Below are 22,162 nucleotides of genomic sequence, written 5' to 3'. Positions count from 1 at the left end.
CCCGATCCGTCCATAGTGGACCAAAGTCCGTGAATGCCACATTGAGGGACTCTGAGTCCCTCAATGTGGCATTCACGGACCTGCCCGGCGATACGGGGGGGGAACCCGGGGTGTCAGAGGTGATCGGCGTCGATGATCGCCTGTGCGAAGGGGCGCGGGGCCTCCTGCGGAACGTTGTGCCCGATCCCGTCGAAGATCCGGTGGACGTACTTGCCGGTGAACTTGCCCCGGTAGGCCATGCCGTCCTTCGCCCCGGCGTCGAAGTCGCTGCCGATCGTGATGGCGGGCACGGAGATCGCCGGCCCGGTGGCGAGTTTCCGCTCGTACTCGTCGTACCGCGGCTCGCCCGCGGCCAGGCTCAGCCGCCAGCGGTAGTTGTGCACGACGATGTCGACGTGGTCGGGGTTGTCGAAGGCCGCCGCGCTGCGGTCGTAGGTGGCCTCGTCGAAGTCCCACCGAGGCGAGGCGTTCTTCCAGATCAGCCGGTTGAAGTCGCGCCGGTTCGCCCGGTACCCCGCGCGCCCGCGCTCGGTCGCGAAGTAGTACTGGTACCACCAGCCCAGCTCGGCCACCGGGGACAGCGGCTGCTGGCTCGCCTCCAGGTTCGTGATGATGTACCCGCTCACCGCCACGATCGCCTTGCACCGCTGCGGCCACAGCGCCGCGATGACGTCGACCGTGCGCGCGCCCCAGTCGAACCCGCCGAGCACCGCCTTGTCGATCTTGAGCGCGTCCATGAACGCGACGACGTCGAGCGCGACCGCCGACTGCTGTCCATTGCGGACGGTCCGAGGGGAAAGGAACGTGGTCGCGCCGTAGCCGCGCAGGAACGGGACGAGCACCCGGTACCCCGCCGCGGCGAGCAACGGCGCGACGTCGACGTAGCTGTGGCCGTCGTAGGGCCAGCCGTGCAGCAGGAGCACCGGCTGCCCGGTGGCGGGACCGAACTCGGCGTAGGCCATGCTCACCACACCCGCGTCGACGTGCTTGATCGGGCCGAGCGAGGTGTGCTCGCCCGCCCCGGCACGCAGGTCCGACCCGGCACGGGGATCCGGGGTGGCGGCCCCGGCCGGGGCCGCGGGCGCGTTCGACGAGCACGCGGCCAGCGACGTCGCCGCCACGCCCGCCGCGAACACCTGCGTGAACCGTCGCCTGCTGATCATCTGAACTCCTGCGCGAAAGACCTTCGGGAACGACAGCGACGTTAAGAAGCCGTCGAGGGCCTTCGCGCCCGTCGGATGACGCAGCGGGTGTACGTCACCGGCGCGGCGGGTTCACTCCCCGAGCGTGGCGAGCGCCGAAGCGAGATCTGCGCGCGAGGAGACGCCGAGTTTGGGGAAGATCCGGTGCAGGTGGGTGCCGACCGTCCGGTGCGAGAGGTACAGCCGCTGCCCGATCTCCCGGTTCGTGAGCCCCTCGGCGGCCAGCCGCACGATGCCCAGCTCGTGCGGCGTCAGCTTCTCCCGCGCGCCCGGGTCGCGGTTCGGGCTCGACTCCCCGGCGCCGCGCAGCTCCCGCCGGGCCCGCTCGGCCCAGGCGGTCATGCCGAGCGCGTCGAAGGTCTCCCTGGCCGCGCGCAGATGCGTCCGGGACTCCACCACGCGGCGACGGCGCCGCAGCCACTCGCCGTAGGCCAGGTGCGCGCGTCCGCGCTCGGCGGGCCAGCCGTGCAGATCCGCCCGCAACGCGGCCAGGAACAACGCCTCCGCCTCCTCGCCGGGCGCGAGCACCGCACGCGCGTACCGCAGCCCGATGTGCAGCGCGGGCGAGGACGTCGACACGGCAAGGGGTTCCAGCTCGCGCAGGAACTCCCGCAGGGTGTCGGTCCGCCCGGCCCGCACCGCGGCCTCGGTGAGCTCCGCGAGGAAGTACGCGCGCAGGGCCAGCTGATAGGCGGGGTCGGCCGGGTCGAGAATCCGGCTCAGGTCGGCGAACGCGTCCTCGAACCGGCCCTCGCCCAGCGCCGCGATCCCGCGCGCGAGCTGGACGGTGGCCAGCACCGGCCGGGCACCCGCGGCGAGCGCCGCCCGTTCCGCCTCGTCCGCCAGGGTTTTCGCCGGGCCGTACTCGCCGCGCAGCGCGGCGATCTCCGCCTGGACGGCGATGGCCAGCCCGCGCATGAACGGCTGGCCGGTCTCCGCCGCGAACCGGACGGCCTCGGCCGCGACCGGCACCGCGGCGGCCAGGTCGCCGAGCCGGGTCCGGCTCCACGCCTGCACGGCCAGCGCCCTGGCGAGCAGGCCGAGCCGCCCCTGCGCGCGCAGGCCGGGCGCCGCGGCCTCGGAGAACCGGGCCGCGAGGTCGAAGGCCCCGATCTGCAACGCGGCGCTGCCCAGGTAGCGGTCCCGCTCCGGGTCCGCGCCGGGCTCCAGCGCCAGCGCGCGCAGACCCGTCAGCACCGCGTCACCCCGCTCGAACGGCGCCACGTAGGCGGAAACGGCGACCGCGCGCGGGTCGTCCTCCTCACTCAGGACCCGGTCCGCGACCGTGAGCAGCGTGCGCCGGGTGTCCGCGCCGGGCTCGCACCAGAAACAGCGCATCGCCGCGCCCCAGAGGATCCGGCCTGCGGCGTCCGGCTGTGCTTCCCCGGCGACCTCCCCGGCGAGCGCCGCCAGCTCCGCCACCCGGGAGACGTCCTCGCGCACGCCGTCCTCGAACCCGCTGAGCAGCCAGCTCGCGGTGGCGCGCAGCCGGGGCGAAAGCTCCGTGGTGCGTGCTTCCCGTACCAGGCGTTCGGCCGTGTCGCGGCGGCCGGAGTCGACCGCCAGCTCGGCGGCGCGCAGCAACCGGCCCGCCATGGCCTCCGGTTCCGCGCTCAGCAGGGCGGCCTGTTCCAGCGCGGCGACGGCGGCCTCGGCACCGCCCCGGCGCTGCGCCCGGTCGGCGGTGCGCTCCAGTTCGGCCGCCACGTCCTCGTCGGGTCCGGTGGCCGCGGCGGCGTGGTGCCACGCGCGCCGGTCCGGGTCGGCGGCCAGTGTCCCGGCGAGCGCCAGGTGGGCGCGCCGCCGTTCGGGAGGCTCGGCGCCCGCCGGGATGGCCGCGCGCATGAGGGGATGGCGGAAGGTCACCGTGCCGGGCCCGAGCTCGACCAGCCCGGCTTCGGCCGCGGGCACCAGGATGTCCGGCTCGGGCAGGGACCCCAGCATCCGGCCGGTGGCCGCGAAGATCTCCGCGGCCGAACCGCTCTGGTTGAGTGCCGCGACCAGGAGCGCGGTACGCGCCGGCGCCGCCAGCCCGGCGACGCGGGCGGTGAAGGCGCGTTCGAGCCGGTCGCTCAGCGGGAGCACCGGATCGAGCCCGTCGAGCTCCGCGGTCGCCGGAAGTTCGTTCAGTGCCAACGGGTTCCCGGCCGCCACGGCGAGCAGCCGCGTCCTGGCCGCGGCCGGGAGCCCCGGGGCGACCGCGTCGAGCACCTCGGCGGCGACGTCGTCGGGGAGCCGCCCGACGGGCATCGGCGTCAGCCCGGCTTCGCGCAGCGGCGAGGGCTCGCCGTCCCGCACCGTCGCGATCAGCACGACCGGCTCGGATTCGATCCGCCGGGCCACGAAGGCGAGGACGTCCGCGCTCGCGCGGTCGAGCCAGTGCACGTCCTCGGCGACGACCAGGAGCGGACGGTCCGCCGCCGCGTCGGCCAGCAGCGTCAGCGTGGCCAGGCCGACGAGGAACGCGCCGGGTTCGGCCCCGGCCGCGAGGCCCAGCGCGGTCCGCAACGCGTCCCGCTGTGGCGCGGGCAGCGCGTCCATCCCGGCCCGGACCGGGTGGAGCAGCTGGTGCAGGCCCGCGTAGGTCAGGTTCCGTTCGGCTTCCGCGCCGGTCGCCGTCAGCACCCGCAGGCCGGCCACCGACGCCGTGGAAACGGCCTCCGCCGCGAGCGCGGACTTCCCGCTCCCGGCCTCCCCGTGCAGGAGGACACCACCGCGCTCGGCGGGCCCGCCGACGAACTCGGCCAGGACCTTCAGCTCGGCGTCCCGTCCGAACAACGGCATGGTTCCCCCTCCTGGACGTGCTGGGCCAGACGATACCCACCGGGCATCGGCCCATCGCGCCATCCGGGCCCGCGTCACACGGCCGCGACCTACAGCGGCAGCGTCATCCGACGGGCGCGGGCGTGGTGTCCGCCGCCTTAGCGTCGTCCCGTGCCGAACTTCTCCGGAACTCCACGCGGGCCGCTGCTCGGCGCCGCCGCCCTTTTCCTCGCCGCGCTCGCCACCGCCTGCTCGGCGAGTGCTCCCCCGGCGGCGGCGCCTTCCCCGGCCCGGGTCGCCCCCGCCACGGCCCCCGTGGGCGACCCGGGCTGGTCCCCCGCACCGGTCGTGCCGCTGCCGGCGCAGCCGCCGCCGTCACTGGTCGTCGACGCGCCGCTGCCCGAGCAGCTCGCCATGGGACTCGCCGTCATCCGGTACCGCGCGGAAAACCTGCGGATCGTGCCGGTCTACGGTCCCGGCGCGCTCGACGTCTCACCGCGGATCGGTCACCTCCACGTCGTCGTCGACGACGCGCCGTGGCACTGGGCGGACGGCAGCGGCGAACCCCTCATCCTGCAGGGACTGCCCGCGGGCCCGCACAAGGTGTGGATCGGGCTGGCCGATCCGACGCACAAGGTCATGGACAGCAGGACCGTGGAATTCGTCGTTCCCGCGCACACCGGTCACCATTGAGCGCGCGGCGCGGACCGGGCTAACGTCGGAGGCGACCACCGGCCGCGCTTGGGGGAACGATGACCAGACGGCGGATCCTGCTCGTGCTGTCCGTGCTCGTGGTCCTGCTCGCGGGGACGCCGCCGGTGTCGGCCGCGCCGGCCGGGCGGACACGCACCGACGCCACGTTCTTCAACGACGCGAAGACGCCGGGAGCCGATCCGTACGTCCGGTACGACCGGGCCACCGGCTACTACTACGCCTACTCGACCGAGGGCGCCGACCCCGGCCACCACTTCGGCGTCTACCGCTCCCCCGACCTGGCCACCTGGGAACACCTGCCCGGCGGGGCACTGCGCGCGGACGATCCGGGCACCTGGGCACACGACTGGTTCTGGGCGCCGGAGGTCTACCACAACGAGAAGACCGGGCTGTACTACCTGTTCTACGCGGGCCGGATGAACACCCACGTCGCGGAGCACTTCAAGTACGCCGACTTCGAGGAGCCGTCCAAGGTCGGCGTCGCGGTCTCCCGCTCGCCCGGCGGCCCCTTCACGAACCTCGCCGCGGCGCCGATCGACTACTTCCCGTACGACCCGGCCTACCACGACGTGAACCTGATCATGGACGCGGCGCAGAAGAAGCCACCGGCCACCCTGGAAGAGGGACGAAAGGCGCCGCTGGGCACGTATATCCCGTTCATCGACCCGAACGTCTTCTTCGACGACGACGGCCGGATCTACCTCTACTACTCCCGCAACGCCTACCGGAACTGGGTCTGGGACACCGATCTCGGCAAATACGTCGAGGAGTCGAACATCTACGCGGTCGAGCTGACCCGCGGCTGGTGGGACGACCCGACCGGCACGACGATGCCCGCCATCGCCCCGGCCTACCGCGACACGCACCGCGCTCCCGCCGACCCACCGGGCGTCCGCAAGGACGGTTTCACCCCGATCCTGTCGTACGCGGCGGACAAGCAGTCCTGGGAGAACGCGCACGTCGACGACTACGCGAAATCCGGTGGCGCGAAGAAGGACCGGCGGTGGGCCGAGGGCTCGACCACCGTCAAGACCCGCACCGGGACCGGCCGGCCGGTCTACTACCTGACCTACTCCGCCAACAACTTCGAGAACGAGTACTACGGCGTCGGCTACGCCGTGGCGGACAGCCCGCTCGGGCCGTGGCGCAAGAGCCCGGCGAACCCGGTGCTCGGCCAGATTCCCGCGCAGCACCTGTACTCCACCGGGCACGGCAGCGTCGTGGCGTCCCCGGACGGCCGGGAACACTACTACGTGCACCACGGCCGTCCCTCCACTGTGGACGATCGGCGGCTCTACACCGCGCGGCTGCGGCTCGACCCGGCGCGGGCCGGGCTGAGCATCGAGGGCACCACCGGGGACCGGCCGCTGCCCTCGGGGGTCGCGCCGTTCCGGATCGGCACGGCGGACCCGGTGCTGTTCGCGCCCACCGGGAAACCGGTGCGCACCACGGTGTCGGTCCGCGCGCACGACGGCGCGCGGTTCGACCTGGCCAATCCGCTCGACGGCGTCCGAGCGGAACTGCGTCCCGCGTCGGCGGGCACCGCGCGGGTGGACGGCGACCGGGTCTCGGTCACCCTCACGCACGCGGGCGTCGCCACCCTCACCGTGACCTACCAGCGCGCGCTGGCCGGCGGCGGGCGCGCCGACGTCACCCAGTCGACGGGCGGCCACCCGGCGGAACCGGTCGCGGTGACCGTGCCCGTCCTCGGATTTCCCGCGTAGCCGGGGTTCCGCGCCTACGCCGTGGCGTGCCGCTGTTTGCTGCGGTCGCTCATCTCGGTGTTCTGGAACGCCGCGCACTGCCACCGGCCGTCACGACGGACGAGGCTGAAGGTCTGGAACTTGTCGTACTCGACGGGCTCGTTCGTACCGATGCCGCCGACGGTGAGTACCGACGCGACGTCCTCGCCGAGCATGGTGACCGAGACCGGTTTGACGGCCATCTTCGTGCCGCGCTGCCACTTGGTCAGCACGTCGGCGTGGGTGCTCCCGATCTGCTCACGGCCGCGGAGCACGTCGCCCATGAAGATGACGTAGGTGGCCTCCTCGGTGAACTCCCGCGCGTAGGCGTCCGCGTCCGCGGCGTTCCAGGCCCGCGTGACGCGCGCAAAGAAATCGTCGACCGTGTCCGTAGTGGTGGTCATGTTTCGCTCCTCTGTTCGGGTTTTTCGTCCGGCCTGTCCGGGACCGGCGGGGTGACCGGCCCGTCGTGGGCGTGCAGGGTCCGCCACCACTGCACACCGTCCAGCTCCCCGGACTCGATTTCGCCGATGAGCCGGCGCACGTAGGCCAACTCGGCGTCGAGCAGGGTCGCGTGGAACTCGCTTTCGATCCACAGCAACCTCGGCACCCGCTGGTCCCGGTACACCTCGCGGGCCGCCCCGGCCTGGGCGATGGTGACGTCGAGGCGGGCGGCCCGGTCGCGCAGCAGGGTCAGCGCCTCCTCCGGCGGCAACGCGACCAGCAGCGCCAGCGCGGCCTCGAAGTTCGGGTACTCCTTGACCGGGGTGCCGACCAGTTCGGCGAGCCAGTCGTGGATCTCCGCCCGGCCCGCGTCGGTCAGCTCGTAGCTGGTCCGTTCCGGCAGGCGGCCCTCCCTGCTCACCCCGGACGCGACGATCAGGCCGCGCCGCTCCAGCGAGGTGAACACCGAGTAGAGCGAGCCGTAGTTGAGCCGGACGCTCTCGTGCTTGTTCCGCTGACGCAGGGTGGTGGCCACCTCGTAGGGATGCATGGGCCGCTCGTAGAGACAGGTCAGCGCGGCCAGCGCCAGCGGGTTGCCGCGGTGTCGGCTCACCATCGGTCCTCCATCTCAAGTACTCGACTTAGAGTACCCGAGTGGACAGCACGAAGAAAAGGGGGGTCGCCGAAACGCGGGCGCGCCGAACAGACGGCCGGCTCCACGCCGCCCGTCCGCCCTGAAACGCGACTCGCTACGACACCGCGCCGAAGAGAACGAAAAGAAGCCCGCTATGTCCTTTGTGGACACCGAGTACGCGCCCCGGCGTCCCCCGGCTCACGCGAGCCGTTCGGCCACCGCCGGAAGACGCCAAGGCTCGACCCCGGTCTCGTCACTGAGCGCCTGCTCCGCGGCCCGGTCCAGCATCGCCGTCACCCAGTTGTCGAAGTCGACCCCGGAGTGGTCCGCCGCCCGGCGCCACCACACGAAGCGGTTGTCGGGCACCTCGATGCGCCGGACCGCCGACGTCGCCTGCTTCCGGTCACCGTCGCCTTCGACCCGCTCTTCGCGGACCTGGCCCCGCAGCTGCTTGGTCGTCCACATCGCCTGTTCGGCCCGGTCGAGCCAGAAGTCCTGCTCCTCGGCGGGCAGCGAGGCGACCTCGGCGTGGTGCTGGAAGCTCAGCCGGGCCCGCCGCCTGCCCAGATCGAACCGGCGCGCCACCCACGCGTAGTTGCGCAGGGTCTGGTACTGCAGTCCGGCCGCGCGAATGGCCCGGCGGTAGCGGTCGGTGTAGTGCTTCTTGCCGTAGACGAGCCAGTCACCGAGCCACCACGAGGACGAGTCGACGATGCCGGAAAGCTGCCGCCCCGCCCGCTCCCAGCCCTCGAAGCTCAGATCGGCCGGAATGCTCAGGCCCACCCCGGTCATCAGTACCTGGTCATCATCCCGGTCCGGCGACGCCTCCGCCGGCAACCGCGCCGGCACCGGCTGCGCCAAGGCCCCGGTGACCCCCGGGACCGGGACGTTCTCGGTCGTGCTCATTGAAGCCCCCAGTCAAACCCGATTCGGAGCGCGCCCGGCCGAACCCCGTACGGCCACGGCAAATACGCGTCACTCCGGCACACTCCCCAGTTTCCACGAACCCGTCCGTCCGTTCTCGCACACTGTTCCAAACCGTGAAGTTACCGAGAAACCTCCGAACGGGTGATCCTGGCAATCCGATTGATCGCGTTCTACCCCTCATGCCCGCAGGTCAAGCCGCCTTTTGGGGCACTGGGAGAACAGGCCGAACACGCGCTGACAATGCCGGATACCCCTCGGCATCTTGCCTGTCGCTGAATCGAATGATATAGAAGCGCGCCCGAAGCCCTGTGCCATCGGGTGCCCGAATGGCACACCGGACACGGCCCGCGACGGGGAACCGCTTACCGAATTTCGGCACGGTGAATCGCCACCGGCCATTCACCACCCCGCCCACCAGGCCCGGGAAACGGCGGCGCGGACAGATACCGATGCGAATCCGAAACACGCTCATATCTCGTCGCCGATTTATGATCCGGCCATGACCTCCGACCCGCTGAGCCGCGAGCAGATCGTCCGGGTCGCCGTCGAACTGCTCGACGCCGAGGGCGTGGACGGGCTGAGCATGCGGCGGCTCGCGGGCCGGATCGGGGCCGGGGCCACCTCGCTGTACTGGTACGTCCGGAGCAAGGAGGAACTGGTCGCGCTCGCCGCCGACGCGGTGTTCGGCGAGGTCGGCCTGCCCGATCCGGGACGGGAGGGCTGGCGGGCCGCGGCGGGCACGATGGCGCGCGGGCTGCGCGCGACGGTCCTGCGGCACCCCTGGCTCCCGCTGGTCGCCGCCTCCCAGCCCGTCGTCGGGCCGGCGACCGCCCGCTACACCGACCACGCCTTCGCCGTCTTCCGCGCCGCCGGGTTCACCGGCGCCGACCTGGTCCGGGCGAGCAACGCGCTGGTCGCGCTGGTGTACGGCACAACGCTGAGCGAAGCGACGACGAACCAGGGAGCGCCCCCTCGCGAAGAACCGCCCGACCCGGCGGGCGAAACCGCGATCCCGTCCCCCCGGCTCCGCGACCGGTCCGACGGCGCCGCACGGGACCCGTCCTTCGAATTCGGCCTGCGCACCGTCCTCGACGGTCTCGAAGCCCGGCTCACCGGCCCGGCGGCCGATGCCGATCGTCCATAACGGACAGATCGTCACGGCGCGGGTGTCATCGGCACCTGTCCCCGCGCGACGCCGTTCGCGTCGAGCAGCCTGCCCATCCGCTTCGGCATCCACGTGGTGATGCTCCGCTCGGCGATCCGCACGCCGGGCAGGCGGCTCGCCAGCGTCGCCTCGAAGTCCAGGCAGCCCACCGGCGAACGGAACCAGGTGGACAGCACCAGGTTGTGCTCGCCGGCCACCGCCGCGCACAGCCGCGTCTCCGGCAGCGCCGAGACCACCCGGCCCACCTCGTCCAACCGGTCGCCCGGCACGTCGAGCCGGTACCCGCCGATGACCGGCCAGCCCGCGACACCGTGCGCGAGATCGCAGCGGAAGTCCAGTCCGTGATCGACCAGCATCCTGGCGAGCCTGCGGCGGACCGCGGACTCGCTCATCCCGCAATCCCGTGCCAGCTCGGCGAAACTGCGGCGTCCGTCCGCGCCGAGCGCGTGGACCAGCGCCTCGAAGTCCGTGTCGTTCCACCGCGCCGGGGCCACCAGCCGCGCGCGCTCGGCGGTGTCGTCGAGCACCGCCCGCTGTTGTGGCGTGAGGGTGTGGACCAGCCAGCCACTCCCCTCGCGGTACACGCGGGTGGCGACGGCGAGGCGGACCGCGGTCACCCCGTCGAGATCGCCGAGGCGCCGCGCGACCAGCCGGTCCAGCCCGGCGAGCCCGTGCGCGGACACACCGACGAAGAGCTGGTAGCGCCCGGTGGTCCGCTCCAGGTTGAACACGCACTGCCAGCCGCACAGCCGCTCGGTCAGCGCGGTAAGCGCTTCCGGACGGCACGCGATGTCGAGGTAGCCGACGGTCAGCGTCGGCACGGTGACGTACGCGGTCAGCCAGGCCAGCCCCGCCGAGGTGAGCCGCTCCCAGCGCCGCGCCGCGGTGGTGGCGTCGACGCCGATCGCGGTGCCGATCCGCGTCCACGGCGCCCGCGGATCCACCTGCAACGCCTCCACCAGCGCCAGGTCGAGCGCGGTCAGCAGGGCGCTTTCCGGCGGCACTCCCCGGGAAGGGCCGGATTCCGGCGCCCGCACGACCTGCCGCGACATGGGCGCATTGTGACGCATCCGTCACCGATTGCCAACCTGCCCGCCGGAATCCAGCACAGCGACCGTCCGGACGCCGTGATCCGCCGAGGTGTCCACCCCGGACCGGAAACCATCCCTTAGTAGGTACCGGGCCCCGAACCCGCCGCGAAAACTTTGTCCAGTTCTTCCCTCTTCCCCGCCGATCCGGACGCTCCTTCGGTGTCCGCACCCCAGGGCGTCCACATAGGACAAAGGAGTGTGCCTCGTGAGGACGAAGAGTCTCGCCCTGCGCGGGCTCGCGACGGCGTGCGCGTCCGTCGTCGCCCTGCTCGCGTCGCCGGCAGCCGGCACCGCCGCACCGAACGCCAGGACCGATCTGCGCATCACGATGCAGGCGCAGGAAAAGGACCAGTGGTGCTGGGACGCCAGCGGCAACACGATCGCCGACTTCTGGGGCCACAAGCTGACCCAGACCCGGTTCTGCCAGATCGCGCACAACGAGTCCGGCCGCGACTGCGCGAACAACCAGGGCTATCTCAGCGACCAGCAGCGGGTGTTCCGTTCCCTCGGTTTCCGCAACGCGGGCACCTACAACTCGAACGGCCAGATCCTCAGTTTCGCCGCGATCAAGAACCAGATCGACGCCAAGCACCCCATCGGCACGCGGATCGGCTGGAACTCGGGCGGCGGGCACATGCACGTGCTCTACGGCTACGACAACAGCAACGGCGTGACGAAGGTCGAATACGGCGACCCGTGGCCGAACAACAGCCGCTACAACTCGATGAACTACAACGCCTACAAATCGAACAACCAATTCCGGTGGACGCACACCGTGTACGGGATCGAGGGCTGAGACGATGAGGAACCTCTTGCGCGCGGCGGTACTCACCGGCGCCGGACTGTTCGCCGTGCTCGGCGCGGGCAGCGCCTCCGCCGCCGAATCCCCCGCCGGGCAGCCGAACGGGGCCGACCTGACCGCGATCGGCACCCTCGTGTCCGGAAAGGACACCGCCGATCGGCTCGCCGGCACGGTGTTCCCGAACGGCACCCGGGTCTCCGCGGAGGCCGCCGCCCGGACCGCGAAGGCGGATCCGGCCCGGCCCGTCGCGGTGTACGAACCGTCCGCCGCGTTCGTCACCGGGAACTCCGCAGTGCCCGCCGAACTCGCCTACGTCGCCGTGCCGGCCAGGACCGGTGACGGCGCGACGGCGACGGTGCAGGCCCAGCGCGACGGCCGGGACTGGTCGGTGTTCAACGTCGCTTCCGGCGATGTCGAACAGCGGCTCGCGGCCGAGACGGGCAAGGGCTACCTGCTGCACGAACCGCAGGTGAACGCCTGGTACGCGGTCGAGGGCGACACGGTGCGGGTGCTCGACGGCTCGGTCACCGGGACGGCGAAGGGCGCCACGATGAGCGTCGAGAACTTCCGCTCGGCGCTGCGTGAACGCTACGGCGACAAGCTGCCCGGCTCGGCCTACGACCGCGAAGGCGCCGGTGGCGGCTACGGCCCCGCGGCGGCGTCCGCGACGGCCCGGCCGGACGAGCCCCGCGACCTGCTCCTCTCGGTGCTGCTCGGTGGCGGCGCGCTGGTGCTCGTCGCCGCCGGGATCTACGCGGTGCGCCTGCGCAGGCAGTGACCCGGCGCCTGGACGGACGACCCGGCCCTACCGCCGAGTCGTCCGTCCAGGCACGCGAGTTCTCCATTCCGGTACGCGAGTTCGCCGTCCAGGCACGCGAGTTCTCCACTCGCGAACCCGCCACCAAGCCGGAGCCGCGCCCCGATGTGACGTCTCGTACGCGTCGTTGGGACGCGGGGTCAGCCGGGCAGGCGGCGGGCCCGCAGCACCGCCGCGTCCAGCGGCAGGTCATGCCGGTCGACCAGCTCGAAACCGGCATCGGCCAGCAAGCGCGCGTAGTGGCTCTGGGTCCGTTCCCGGCCGCCGACGTTGCAGAGCATGTGGACGTCCCACGGCACGGCGAGCGAATCCGCGCCGTCCTCCGGGAGCAGGCGTTCCACCACGTACAGCTCGGCGTGCGCCGGCATCGCCTCGGCGCACCGGGTGAGGATCTCCGCGCACCGGTCGTCGTCCCAGTCGTGCAGCACCCGCGAGAGCAGGTACGCGTCGCCGCCGGGCGGCACCCGCTCGGTGAAGTCGCCGGAGACCAGCGCACACCGGTCCGCGCACCCCGAACTGTCCATAATGGACTTCGCGGCGCGCAGGGCGTGCGGCTGCTCCAGCAGCACCCCGCGCAGTCGTGGCCACGTGGTGAGCAGCCTGCTCAGCAATGCCCCGTTGCCACCGGCGACGTCCACCACGACCCGTGCCGCGCCGAGGTCGACGACGCGGACGAACTCGCCGAACATCGCCGAACTCGCCGCCATCGCCCGGTCGAACAGATCGGCCAGCTCCGGATCGGCGGCCATGTGGGCGAAGTGGTGCGCCCCGAAGACGCGCTCGTAGGACTCCGTCCCGGTGCGCACCGAGTCGCCCAGCCGTGCGAAGGACGCGTAGAACGGACCGCCGTAGATCCGGGCGAGTGGGTGCAGCGAGTCCGCGACACCCGTCCTCAGCAGCGCGCCGAGTTCGGTGAGCGCGTACTCGCTACCCGACGCGCGGACCACGCCGAGCCCGGCCAGGTACCGCAGCAGCCGGACCAGGCTGTCGTGGTCGGTCCCGGTCGCCGCGGCCAGCGCCACGGTCGTCGCACCCCGGTCGAGGTGATCGGCCAGCCGCAGTTCGGCGGCCACCGCGATCGCCTGCGTCGCCCACGCCCCGGTCATCAGGCGCAGCAGCCGCGTGCCCGCGTCCCCGGTGCCCCGGCGGTGTTCGGTCACGGCGCCGGGAAAATGCCCGGCACCGACCAGACCCAGCCTGCGGCACAACGGATCGGCGATCGTCGCGTCGCGGAAGTACAGCACCGTCGAGTCCTCGTGGCCGTTGTAGCCACCACCGTCGGCGCTCAGCCGCGCCCGCGCGGCGAGCAGTGCCCGCAGCCCGTTCAGGACGACGTCGTCCGGCGCGGTCAGCTCCAGCGCGACATGGCTTTCGTGCCCGTGCGCCCGTTCGTCCTCGGCGATCCCCGCGTGCCCCGCCCCCGGTGGCGAGGTCATGGCGAAGATCTCGAGCGCGCACGGCTGCCCGGAGCGGTCCGCGACCGGCGCGCGGAGGACGTCGATCCGCACCTCCGCCGCGGGCAGCCCGGACCGCCTGCTCACCCTGTCCCGCACCACGACGCTCGGTGTCGCCTCCCCGGCGACGAGGCCGAAGCCCCGCAGATCCTCCCGCAGCCCGTCGAGCGTGCCGGGGAACACGAGCAGCGCGGCGTGCCCGAAACGGCTGTGCCCGCGCAACGCCGACCGTTCTCCCGGGGTGAGGCCGGGCAGCGCCTCGGTGAGCACCGAGACGGTGTCGTGGGCCCGGACGAACTCCGTCGCGTGCCGGATCCGGGCCAGATCCGCCACGTCCAGTCCCGGCGAAGCGCCGACACCCCGGACTATCGATCCGGTCATCACTCCCCCATTTCCCTTCCCCGCCGGGGAAGGATCAGATGCCGACGTAGTTCTCGGCGAAGAAGTCCTGATGTGCGCGTGAAGTACGGAGATCGTGCAGCCGGGCCCGTTGCAGCGCCCTGCCGAACACCGCGTCCGCGTCGTCGCCCGCCGGGCCGTGCAGGAGGTGGATCATCCAGTGTGAGAACTCCTGCGCGTGCCAGATGCGGGGCAGACAGGTGGCCGAGTACTCCGCGAGCGGGCCCTCGTCCTCCTTGGCCAGCGCGGAGACCAGCGCGCCGGCGAGCACGTCCGCCTCCAGGATCGCGAGGTTGGCGCCCTTCGCCGCCGACGGGCTGATCAGGCTCGCCGCGTCCCCGGCGAGGAAGAGGCTGCCCCGCTGGATCGGATCGAGCACGTCCGAACGGAACCGCACCACCCGCAGGTCGAGGATCGGCCCGGTGCGCAACGGGCCGTACCTCTCAGTCCGCATGCGGTCGTCCAGTTCGGCCCACACCCGCTCCACCGGCCAGTTGCCGGGATCGTCGTCCGGCGGGCACTGCAGGTAGTAGCGGGTCACCGACGGGCTGCGGGCCATGTGCCCGGCGAAACCGTTCTCGTGGATCGCGTAGGTCACCGCCGTCATGCTGGGCGGGGCCTCGACCAGGATCGCCAGCCAGCCGACGCCGTGGTCGCGGGTGTAGCGCGCGGCCGAGCCGTCGAGCACGGCCCGGCGGGCCACGCCGAGGTTGCCGTCACACCCCGCCACGAACCGCGCCGTGACCCGGTGCTGTTCGCCGTCCGCGCCGACGTAACGCACCGACGGCCGGTCGGTGTCCGCCCCCTCGACGTCGAGCGCGGTCGCCTCGAAGCGAATTTCCCCGCCCCTGGCGAGAAACTCCGCGATCAGGTCGGTGACCAGGTCCTGCTGCGGGTAGACCGTGTGTCGTTCGCCGCGGCCCAGCGCGCCGTAGTCGAGTTCGAACCCGCCGTGCTCGTCACGGAACGCGCAGACACCGTGCGACTGTCCTTTGTGGAGCAATCCGGCGGCGAGCCCGTGCCCGGTGAGCACGCGTACGCTGTTCTCGGCGAGGAATCCCGCCCTGGCACGGCGTTGCACGTGCTCGCGGGTACCGCGTTCGAGGATCAGGCAGCCGATCCCCTCGGCCCGCAACAGGTTCCCGAGCACCAGCCCGGCGGGACCGGCGCCGATGACGACGACGGCCGGACGTTCATCGGCTCTTTTCCCCGATATGGCCACGATTGTTCCCCCAGTCGCGCGCGACGGTGGAGCACGCGCCCTGTTTCGCGCGTGGACTCACCTGGCACCCCAGGGAAAATATCGCAGTGACGCCCCCTTCGGTTACGCTTCGCCCGGCCCCTGCCCGTTCGCATGGGAAACGTAACCCGGGAACCCCTTCACCATGCCGGGCGACCGCGCCCAAGCACCCGCATACCGGACCAAACCGGCCGGAACGCCACCTTCGGCGCCCCGGCTTCGGGCCGTCAGCCGCGGGGCCCCTGCCGCCTGCCCACCGACCGCCCGACGAAGTAGCCGAGGACGAGACCGAGGATCAGCCCGATCGCGACGAAGAAGATGATGGTCGCCGCGGCGATCTTGCCGACCGTGCCGAGAAAGCCCTTGGCCTCGATGTCCTGTGCGAGGGCCGCGGCCTGGAGAAGCGCGTGCTGAGTGGTCATGACGCCAGGATCGCATGACCGAGGGAACGGGAACTGTCGGTGGTCCATGCGAACATGTGTTCGTGACCAACGAGGGCCCGATCCTGCACGCCGACCTCGACGCGTTCTACGCCTCCGTCGAGCAGCGTGACGACCCCGGCCTGCGCGCCCGCCCGGTGATCGTTGGCGGGGGCGTCGTGCTGGCCGCCAGCTACGAGGCGAAGGCCTTCGGCGTGCGGACGGCGATGAGCGGCGCCCAGGCCCGCCGGCTGTGCCCGCACGCCGTCGTCGTGCCGCCCCGGATGCCGGCGTACTCGGCGGCCAGCAAGGCGGTGTTCGCGGTGTTCGAGAACACCACCCCGCTGGTCGAAGGGCTCTCGATCGACGAGGCGTTCCTCGACGTCGGCGGCCTGCACCGGATCTCCGGCAGCCCGAGCACGATCGCCGCGCGGCTGCGCCGGGAGGTGGCCGAGCGGGTCGGGCTGCCCATCACCGTCGGCGTCGCGCGGACCAAGTTCCTCGCCAAGGTCGCCAGCGGCGTCGCCAAGCCGGACGGGCTGCTCGTCGTCCCGCACGACGGGGAGCTGGCCTTCCTGCACCCGCTGCCGGTGGAGCGACTCTGGGGCGTCGGCAAGGTGAGCTCGGCCAAGCTGCGCGAGCGCGGCATCAGAACCGTCGGCCAGGTCGCGGCGCTGCCGGAGGTGGATCTCACCTCGATGCTCGGCCGCGCCGCCGGGCGGCAGTTGCACGCGCTGGCACACAACCGTGACCCGAGGCCGGTCCAGGTGGGGCGGCGCCGCCGCTCGATCGGCGCCCAGCGCGCGCTCGGTCGCCGGGAACGCTCGCCCGCCGAGCTCGACGCCATCCTCATCGCGCTGGTCGATCGGCTCGCCCGCCGGCTCCGCGCCGCGCGGCGCGTGTGCCGCACCGTCACGCTCCGGATGCGGTTCGCCGATTTCAGCAGGGCCACCCGGTCCCGGACGCTGACCGAGGCGACCGATCACACCGAGACCGTGCTGTCGGCCGCCCGCGGTCTGCTGGCCACCGCCGCGCCCCTGGTCGAAACGCGCGGCCTGACGCTGCTCGGCTTCGCGCTGTCCAATCTCTCCCAGGACGACGCGGTGCAGCTGGCCCTGCCGTTCGACCAGCGGCAGGCCACGGCGCTGGACACCACACTCGACACCCTCCGTGAGCGGTTCGGCGGTACCGCGATCACCCGGGCCGTCCAGCTGGGCCGGGACGAGGGGCCCACGGTGCCGCTGCTGCCCGATTGACCGGCGATCCGGCCGGAAAAAGTCACCCGAAAAACCCAGGCCGATGTCGAATCCAGCGGTCCGTGTTCGACCTCTTGGTGAAGGTGGCGCGAGAAGCGCCCACGGCACCGGAAGGGGAACGGGCCATGAACACGACCACGGTTACCGAACTGCGAGCGTCCCGGACGCCGGAACAGCCGGTGAGCCATCGGGGGATGGCGATGCTGCGCGCGGTCGGCGCCGGGCGCGCCCAGCTGGCACTGAGCCAGGAGCCGGACCTGTTCGTCGACGGCGTCCCGTGCTGCGACCAGTACACCGCGCACACGCTGGCGCACCGCGGGCTGCTGCGCCCCGGCCGCCCCGGCGCGGTGGGCCAGCGGGTGCCCGCGGTGCTGACCGCGGCGGGCCGGGCGCTGGTCGCGCCGGGGCACGCGGCGGCGTGAACCCGCTAAGGTCCGGATGTGCGTGACGTACCGGGCGACGGAAAGCGGCTGTCCTACTACCAGTTCGGCAGCACGGCGCTGTTCGCCTCCCAGTACGACCAGCGATTCTCCTACTGCCTCCACGTCCCGCGCGGCTACTCCGAGGACGACGAACGCCGGTACCCGCTCGTCGTCGCCGTGCACGGGACCGCCCGCACCGTGCAGACCTGCCGCGACGAGTTCGCCGGGTTCTGCGAGGAGCACGACTGCGTCGTGCTCGCTCCCCTCTTCCCCGCTGGCATCGGCGAACCCGGCGAGCTGAGCAACTACAAGTACATCTCCTACCGAGGCATCCGGTACGACCACGTGCTGCTCGCGATGATCGAGGAGGTCGCCGGGATCTGGCGCGTCGATGCCGGGCGGTTCCTGCTCACCGGCTTCTCCGGGGGCGGCCAGTTCGCCCACCGGTTCACCTACCTGCATCCCGAGCGGCTGCGCGCGGTGTCGATCGGCGCGCCCGGCGTGGTGACCCTGCTCGACGAGGAGCATCCGTGGTGGGTCGGCGTCGGCGACCTCGAAGAGCGTTTCGGCAGGGCACTGGATCTGGACGCGTTGCGCCGCGTGGCCGTGCACCTGGTCGTCGGTGGGGCGGACACCGACACCTGGGAGATCACCGTGACACCGGACAGCCCGCGGTACCAGCCCGGCGCGGACCTGCAGGGCGCGAACCGGATCGACCGCATCACCGCGCTGGCCCTCGGGTTCGAGCGGCACGGTGTCCCGGTGCGGCTGGAGATCGTGCCGGGCGCGATCCACGAGCGGGAGCCGCTGATCCCGTCGACGCTCGCGTTCTTCCACACCGTCCTCAGTGGACAGTAGGGGTCAGCCGCGCGAGCCTTGTCCTGGCAACCGGAAGCAGTTCGCGAAGATGGCGCCGAAGTCGGCGCCGGAGACCGTCGAGGACGCCCAGCCAGCCGGCGGGTCCCGGCGCCGCGACGGCCACCGTCACGATATTCCGTAAAACGAGAACCTCAGGCAACGAAAAACGCTAACCGAAACGATCATGGATGCCTCCGGCGCCATCCTGAACTCGATGACCGGAAAGGCATAAATCATACCCCGACAAACTACCGAGCCATGCGGATAATTGACGACGCCGACCACGGCCGAGATGCTTGTTCTGCACGACGCACCCCTTGCGGTTGCCCAGTGAACTCCTGGTTCAAACTCGCCTTGAGGAGAAATGATGATCTCGAAAACCAAACGAATCGCGCGTTCCGCGGCCGTGGCGGTCGCCGCGACCGCCGCACTCACCATGATCGCACCGGTCGGCAGTGCCTTCGCCATCGACCATATCCCCTGCCGCGGCGGGGAGCCCTTCCTGAAGATCTGGTCACACCTCGGCGGACGGAGCAGCGTGGACTGCTACGCGAACGGCGGGAGGACCGACTTCGGCGGCTGGTGGGTCGACCGGATCTACACCGGCAACAACGACTTGATCTACTACGACGCCAACGGCGATTCGGTGCGCATCAACCGGTGGACCGACATCACATTCCCGAACCGCCCGCCGAAGGTCAACGCCATCGAAATCGTGTGACGCGCCGACAAGCAGGCGACTCGAAAAACAACGGCGCCGGTAGCTCAATTCCGACCACCGCCAATTCCGGGCGCGTACCGGATTTCCACATTTCGAACCGCACACCGATGCCGGCCACTCCCCTTCTGGGCGTGGCCGGCTTCGGCCGTCCCGGACCACGTCCGCCATTCGTCCCACGGCCAAGACGAAGGTAGCGCGGCCGTTCAGGGCCTTTTCCGGGCGGCACGGAGCAATCCACCCGCCGGAACGATCGTGGCGGGGCCCGCTCGCCCTAGCCTGCGGTGATCGGGCACACGCGCGGGAGGGTGCGATGAAGACGGGTTCGTGGCTGGCGGCCATCGCGATCGCGACCGGCGGTCTGGTGGGTGTCACGCCCGCCGCGGAGGCCGACGTACTGGGCGCGAACGCGCCGGGCGCGATCGAGGGCAGCTACGTGGTGGTGCTGAAGAACCCGACGGCGCCGCACGAGCTGGCCGCCCGGTACTCCGGCACGGTCTCCCGGACGTTTTCCCATGTCTTCCCGGGGTTTTCGGCGCGGATGAGCGCCCGTGAGGCGCGCCGGCTCGCGGCCGATCCCGCGGTGTCCTACGTCCAGCAGAACCAGCGGGTGCGGGTCGCCGGGGACCAGGCCGATCCGCCGTCGTGGGGGCTGGACCGGGTCGATCAGCGGAACCTGCCGCTGGACGGCCACTACCGATACCCCGGCACGGCCGCGAACGTCACCGTGTACGTGGTCGACACCGGGGTGCGGATCAGCCACCAGGACTTCGGCGGGCGCGCGGTGTGGGGCACGAACACCGTGGACAACCAGAACGAGGACTGCCACGGGCACGGCACCCACGTCGCGGGCACCGTCGGCGGGCAGAGCTACGGCCTGGCCAAGGGAGTCCGGCTGGTCTCGGCCAAGGTGTTCGACTGCGGCGGCCAGGGCACCAGCGAGAACGTGGCGGCGGCGCTGGACTGGGTGGTGGCCGACCACACCTCCGGTCCGGCGGTGGCGAACATGAGCCTCGGCGGCGACGCCCCGGACAAGGTCATCGAGGACGCCGTCCGGCGCACGATCGCCGACGGCGTGGTGTCGGTCGTCGCGGCGGGCAACGAGTCCGACGACGCGTGCCGCCATTCGCCGTCACGGGTGCGCGAGGCGCTGACCGTGGCGTCGAGCGACTCCTCCGACGCCCGCTCGTACTTCTCCAACTACGGCACCTGCGTCGACCTCTTCGCGCCGGGCGAAAGCATCACCTCGTCGTACAACGGCAGCGACACCGATTCGGCCGACCTGTCCGGCACCTCCATGGCGACGCCGCACGTGTCCGGCGCGGCGGCACTGCTGCTTTCCCGCACCCCCACCCTGACCCCGGCCCAGGTCGCGACCGCGCTGGTGAACGACTCCACCAAGAACGTGATCTCCGGCGCGCAGGGCTCGCCGAACCGGCTGCTGATGGTCAATCCCGGCTGACGCGCCGAAAATCACAAGCGTTCGCCGGGGCCCTCGGCCTATGCTGCGACGCAACGCGATGACGGAGACGAGTAGCCGAGGGACCACGCGAGTCGGAGAGAGCCGCCGGTAGCTGTGAAGGCGGCCTCGCGCCCGAGGCGAAGACCCTCCCGAGTGCGGGGAGGAACGGCCTGTGCCCGATGCCTCGCCGGCCGGCCCCCGTGACAGGGCCGTGAACGAGGCCGCCCGTGTCGGCGGTGAAAGTGCGGTGGCACCGCGAGTCCCCTTCTCGCCCGCACTCCCAAGGGATCGCGCACAGCCACTCCGGGAGTGTGATGATCCACCGTGTTCTCGCCGCCGACCTGCCACGGCACGTCGGCGAGCACGTCCTTCTCGCCGGTTGGGTACACCGGCGGCGAACGCTGAAATCCGTGACGTTCCTGGTGATCCGGGACCGGACCGGGCTCGCCCAGGCCGTCGCGGCACCCGGGGAACTGCCGCCCGTGCCCGAGGAAACCGTCGTCGAGGTGCGCGGCAGGGTGACCGCCAACGCCCAGGCGCCCGGCGGTGTCGAGCTCACCGGGCCGGTGGTCGTGCCGGTGGCGGAACCGCTGCGGCCGCCGCCGTTCGACCTGTACCGGCCGACGATTCCCGCGTCGCTGCCCACGATTCTCGACCACGCGCCCGTCGCGCTGCGGCACCCGCTGCTGAAGGCACGCGCCGCGATCGCGGCGGCGAGTGTCGCCGGATTCAGGGAATCCCTTGACACGCAAGGGTTCACCGAGGTTCACACGCCGAAAATCGTCGCCACCGCGACGGAATCGGGCGCGAACGTGTTCGAGATCGACTACTTCGGACGGCCCGCCTACCTCGCGCAGTCGCCGCAGTTCTTCAAGCAGGCGCTCGTCGGCGTGTTCGAGCGGGTGTACGAGGTCGGCCCGGTGTTCCGCGCCGAGCCGCACGACACCGCGCGGCACCTCGCCCAGTACACGAGCCTCGACGCCGAACTCGGGTTCGTCGGCGACCACCGCGACGTCATGGCCGTGCTCCGGCACGCACTCGCGGGCATGGTCGAGCATGTCGCGGCCCGCGCGGCCGACGCCGTCGGGTTGCTGGGAGCGAAGCTGCCCCGGGTTCCCGACCGGATCCCGGCGATCGAGTTCACCGAGGCACAGGAACTCCTCGCCCGGCACACCGGCGAAGACCCGCGCGGCGAGCCGGACCTGGCGCCCGCGCACGAACGCTGGCTCGCGGACTGGGCGCTGCGTGTGCACGACTCGGAGTTCCTGTTCGTCACCGGTTACCCGATGGCGAAACGGCCGTTCTACACGCACCCCGACCCGGCGCGGCCCGAGTACTCCCGCAGTTTCGACCTGGTGTTCCGCGGGCTGGAGCTGGTCACCGGCGGCCAGCGGCTGCACCGCCACGCGGACTACGTCGAGGCGTTGGAAGCACGCGGGGAACGGCCGGCGGACTATCAGGGGTACCTGGCCGCGTTCGCGCACGGGATGCCGCCGCACGGCGGCTTCGCGCTCGGCCTGGAACGGTGGACGGCGCGGCTGGCGGGCGACGCCAACGTCCGCGTGGCGACACTGTTTCCCCGCGACCTCCACCGCCTCGCGCCGTGACGGGAGCCGACCTGGCATTCTGACAG

Annotated in this window: 20 protein-coding genes; 11 read left to right on the top strand and 9 right to left on the bottom strand. The window is 71.8% G+C overall.

Going from position 1 to position 22,162, the window contains the following annotated elements; genetic code table 11:
* Positions 1 to 113: 113 nt before the first annotated feature.
* Both ABD987_RS31500 and ABD987_RS31495 read right to left on the bottom strand, forming a co-directional pair.
* The gene (locus tag ABD987_RS31500) at positions 114 to 1,163 is read right to left on the bottom strand and encodes an alpha/beta fold hydrolase (RefSeq protein ID WP_345402228.1); all 1,050 of its coding nucleotides are present in this window, start codon (positions 1,161 to 1,163) and stop codon (positions 114 to 116) included.
* Between the two features lie 111 nt (positions 1,164 to 1,274).
* Entirely contained in the window at positions 1,275 to 3,986 is a 2,712-nt protein-coding gene (locus tag ABD987_RS31495; protein WP_345402225.1) for an ATP-binding protein, read from the bottom strand.
* 150 nt (positions 3,987 to 4,136) lie between these two features.
* On the opposite strand from ABD987_RS31495, the gene ABD987_RS31490 reads away from it, so the two are divergent.
* Together ABD987_RS31490 and ABD987_RS31485 are read left to right on the top strand one after the other, a co-directional pair.
* Positions 4,137 to 4,658: a DUF6130 family protein gene (locus ABD987_RS31490; protein WP_345402222.1), complete on the top strand. Its 522-nt coding sequence runs from the start codon at positions 4,137 to 4,139 to the stop codon at positions 4,656 to 4,658.
* Between the two features lie 59 nt (positions 4,659 to 4,717).
* Positions 4,718 to 6,403, top strand: coding sequence for a glycoside hydrolase family 43 protein (locus ABD987_RS31485; protein ID WP_345402219.1), 1,686 nt, complete (start codon positions 4,718 to 4,720; stop codon positions 6,401 to 6,403).
* A gap of 14 nt (positions 6,404 to 6,417) precedes the next feature.
* Here ABD987_RS31485 and ABD987_RS31480 read toward each other — a convergent pair whose 3' ends face one another.
* The 3 genes from ABD987_RS31480 to ABD987_RS31470 all read right to left on the bottom strand — a co-directional run bounded on the left by ABD987_RS31480 (position 6,418) and on the right by ABD987_RS31470 (position 8,405).
* On the bottom strand, positions 6,418 to 6,825 hold the full coding sequence (locus ABD987_RS31480; RefSeq protein ID WP_345402217.1) for an SgcJ/EcaC family oxidoreductase: 408 nt from the start codon (positions 6,823 to 6,825) through the stop codon (positions 6,418 to 6,420).
* The gene (locus tag ABD987_RS31475) at positions 6,822 to 7,481 is read right to left on the bottom strand and encodes a PadR family transcriptional regulator (protein ID WP_345402214.1); all 660 of its coding nucleotides are present in this window, start codon (positions 7,479 to 7,481) and stop codon (positions 6,822 to 6,824) included. Before ABD987_RS31475 ends, ABD987_RS31480 begins: the two co-directional genes overlap by 4 nt.
* A gap of 216 nt (positions 7,482 to 7,697) precedes the next feature.
* On the bottom strand, positions 7,698 to 8,405 hold the full coding sequence (locus ABD987_RS31470; RefSeq protein ID WP_345402211.1) for an LmbU family transcriptional regulator: 708 nt from the start codon (positions 8,403 to 8,405) through the stop codon (positions 7,698 to 7,700).
* Between the two features lie 520 nt (positions 8,406 to 8,925).
* Between ABD987_RS31470 and ABD987_RS31465 the strand changes: the two genes are divergently transcribed.
* Entirely contained in the window at positions 8,926 to 9,570 is a 645-nt protein-coding gene (locus tag ABD987_RS31465) for a TetR/AcrR family transcriptional regulator (RefSeq protein WP_345402208.1), read from the top strand.
* An 11-nt stretch (positions 9,571 to 9,581) separates the two neighbouring features.
* Here the strand turns inward: ABD987_RS31465 and ABD987_RS31460 are convergent, their stop codons facing one another.
* Positions 9,582 to 10,643, bottom strand: a complete 1,062-nt coding sequence (locus ABD987_RS31460; protein WP_345402205.1) for an Lrp/AsnC family transcriptional regulator — start codon at positions 10,641 to 10,643, stop codon at positions 9,582 to 9,584.
* Positions 10,644 to 10,887: 244 nt separating this feature from the next.
* Between ABD987_RS31460 and ABD987_RS31455 the strand changes: the two genes are divergently transcribed.
* Positions 10,888 to 11,478: a papain-like cysteine protease family protein gene (locus ABD987_RS31455; RefSeq protein WP_378214123.1), complete on the top strand. Its 591-nt coding sequence runs from the start codon at positions 10,888 to 10,890 to the stop codon at positions 11,476 to 11,478.
* A gap of 4 nt (positions 11,479 to 11,482) precedes the next feature.
* A complete protein-coding gene (locus tag ABD987_RS31450) occupies positions 11,483 to 12,262 on the top strand; it encodes a hypothetical protein (RefSeq protein WP_345402202.1) in 780 nt (259 codons plus the stop codon).
* A 179-nt stretch (positions 12,263 to 12,441) separates the two neighbouring features.
* Here ABD987_RS31450 and ABD987_RS31445 read toward each other — a convergent pair whose 3' ends face one another.
* The 3 genes from ABD987_RS31445 to ABD987_RS31435 form a co-directional block, all read right to left on the bottom strand.
* Positions 12,442 to 14,136, bottom strand: coding sequence for a methyltransferase (locus ABD987_RS31445; RefSeq protein ID WP_345402200.1), 1,695 nt, complete (start codon positions 14,134 to 14,136; stop codon positions 12,442 to 12,444).
* Positions 14,137 to 14,170: 34 nt separating this feature from the next.
* The gene (locus ABD987_RS31440) at positions 14,171 to 15,376 is read right to left on the bottom strand and encodes a 4-hydroxybenzoate 3-monooxygenase (RefSeq protein WP_345402198.1); all 1,206 of its coding nucleotides are present in this window, start codon (positions 15,374 to 15,376) and stop codon (positions 14,171 to 14,173) included.
* Between the two features lie 245 nt (positions 15,377 to 15,621).
* Positions 15,622 to 15,816, bottom strand: a complete 195-nt coding sequence (locus tag ABD987_RS31435) for a hypothetical protein (RefSeq protein ID WP_345402195.1) — start codon at positions 15,814 to 15,816, stop codon at positions 15,622 to 15,624.
* A 62-nt stretch (positions 15,817 to 15,878) separates the two neighbouring features.
* Between ABD987_RS31435 and dinB the strand changes: the two genes are divergently transcribed.
* From dinB to aspS, 6 genes are all read left to right on the top strand, one after another.
* Positions 15,879 to 17,069 carry a DNA polymerase IV gene (dinB, locus tag ABD987_RS31430; RefSeq protein ID WP_345402192.1) on the top strand — a complete coding sequence of 397 codons (1,191 nt, stop codon included), beginning with the start codon at positions 15,879 to 15,881 and terminating at the stop codon, positions 17,067 to 17,069.
* Between the two features lie 125 nt (positions 17,070 to 17,194).
* The gene (locus tag ABD987_RS31425) at positions 17,195 to 17,491 is read left to right on the top strand and encodes a hypothetical protein (RefSeq protein WP_345402190.1); all 297 of its coding nucleotides are present in this window, start codon (positions 17,195 to 17,197) and stop codon (positions 17,489 to 17,491) included.
* 18 nt (positions 17,492 to 17,509) lie between these two features.
* Positions 17,510 to 18,349, top strand: coding sequence for an alpha/beta hydrolase (locus tag ABD987_RS31420; protein ID WP_345402188.1), 840 nt, complete (start codon positions 17,510 to 17,512; stop codon positions 18,347 to 18,349).
* A gap of 367 nt (positions 18,350 to 18,716) precedes the next feature.
* The gene (locus tag ABD987_RS31415; protein WP_345402185.1) at positions 18,717 to 19,070 is read left to right on the top strand and encodes a beta/gamma crystallin domain-containing protein; all 354 of its coding nucleotides are present in this window, start codon (positions 18,717 to 18,719) and stop codon (positions 19,068 to 19,070) included.
* A gap of 310 nt (positions 19,071 to 19,380) precedes the next feature.
* Positions 19,381 to 20,529, top strand: a complete 1,149-nt coding sequence (locus tag ABD987_RS31410; RefSeq protein WP_345402182.1) for a S8 family peptidase — start codon at positions 19,381 to 19,383, stop codon at positions 20,527 to 20,529.
* A 314-nt stretch (positions 20,530 to 20,843) separates the two neighbouring features.
* Positions 20,844 to 22,136 carry an aspartate--tRNA(Asn) ligase gene (gene aspS, locus ABD987_RS31405; RefSeq protein WP_345402179.1) on the top strand — a complete coding sequence of 431 codons (1,293 nt, stop codon included), beginning with the start codon at positions 20,844 to 20,846 and terminating at the stop codon, positions 22,134 to 22,136.
* Positions 22,137 to 22,162 lie beyond the last annotated feature (26 nt).

The organism is Amycolatopsis samaneae, assembly GCF_039541975.1.
GTDB classification, from domain to species: domain Bacteria; phylum Actinomycetota; class Actinomycetes; order Mycobacteriales; family Pseudonocardiaceae; genus Amycolatopsis; species Amycolatopsis samaneae.
The sequence above is the reverse complement of the archived record's forward strand: the minus strand, read 5'-3'. Positions and strand labels throughout refer to the sequence as shown.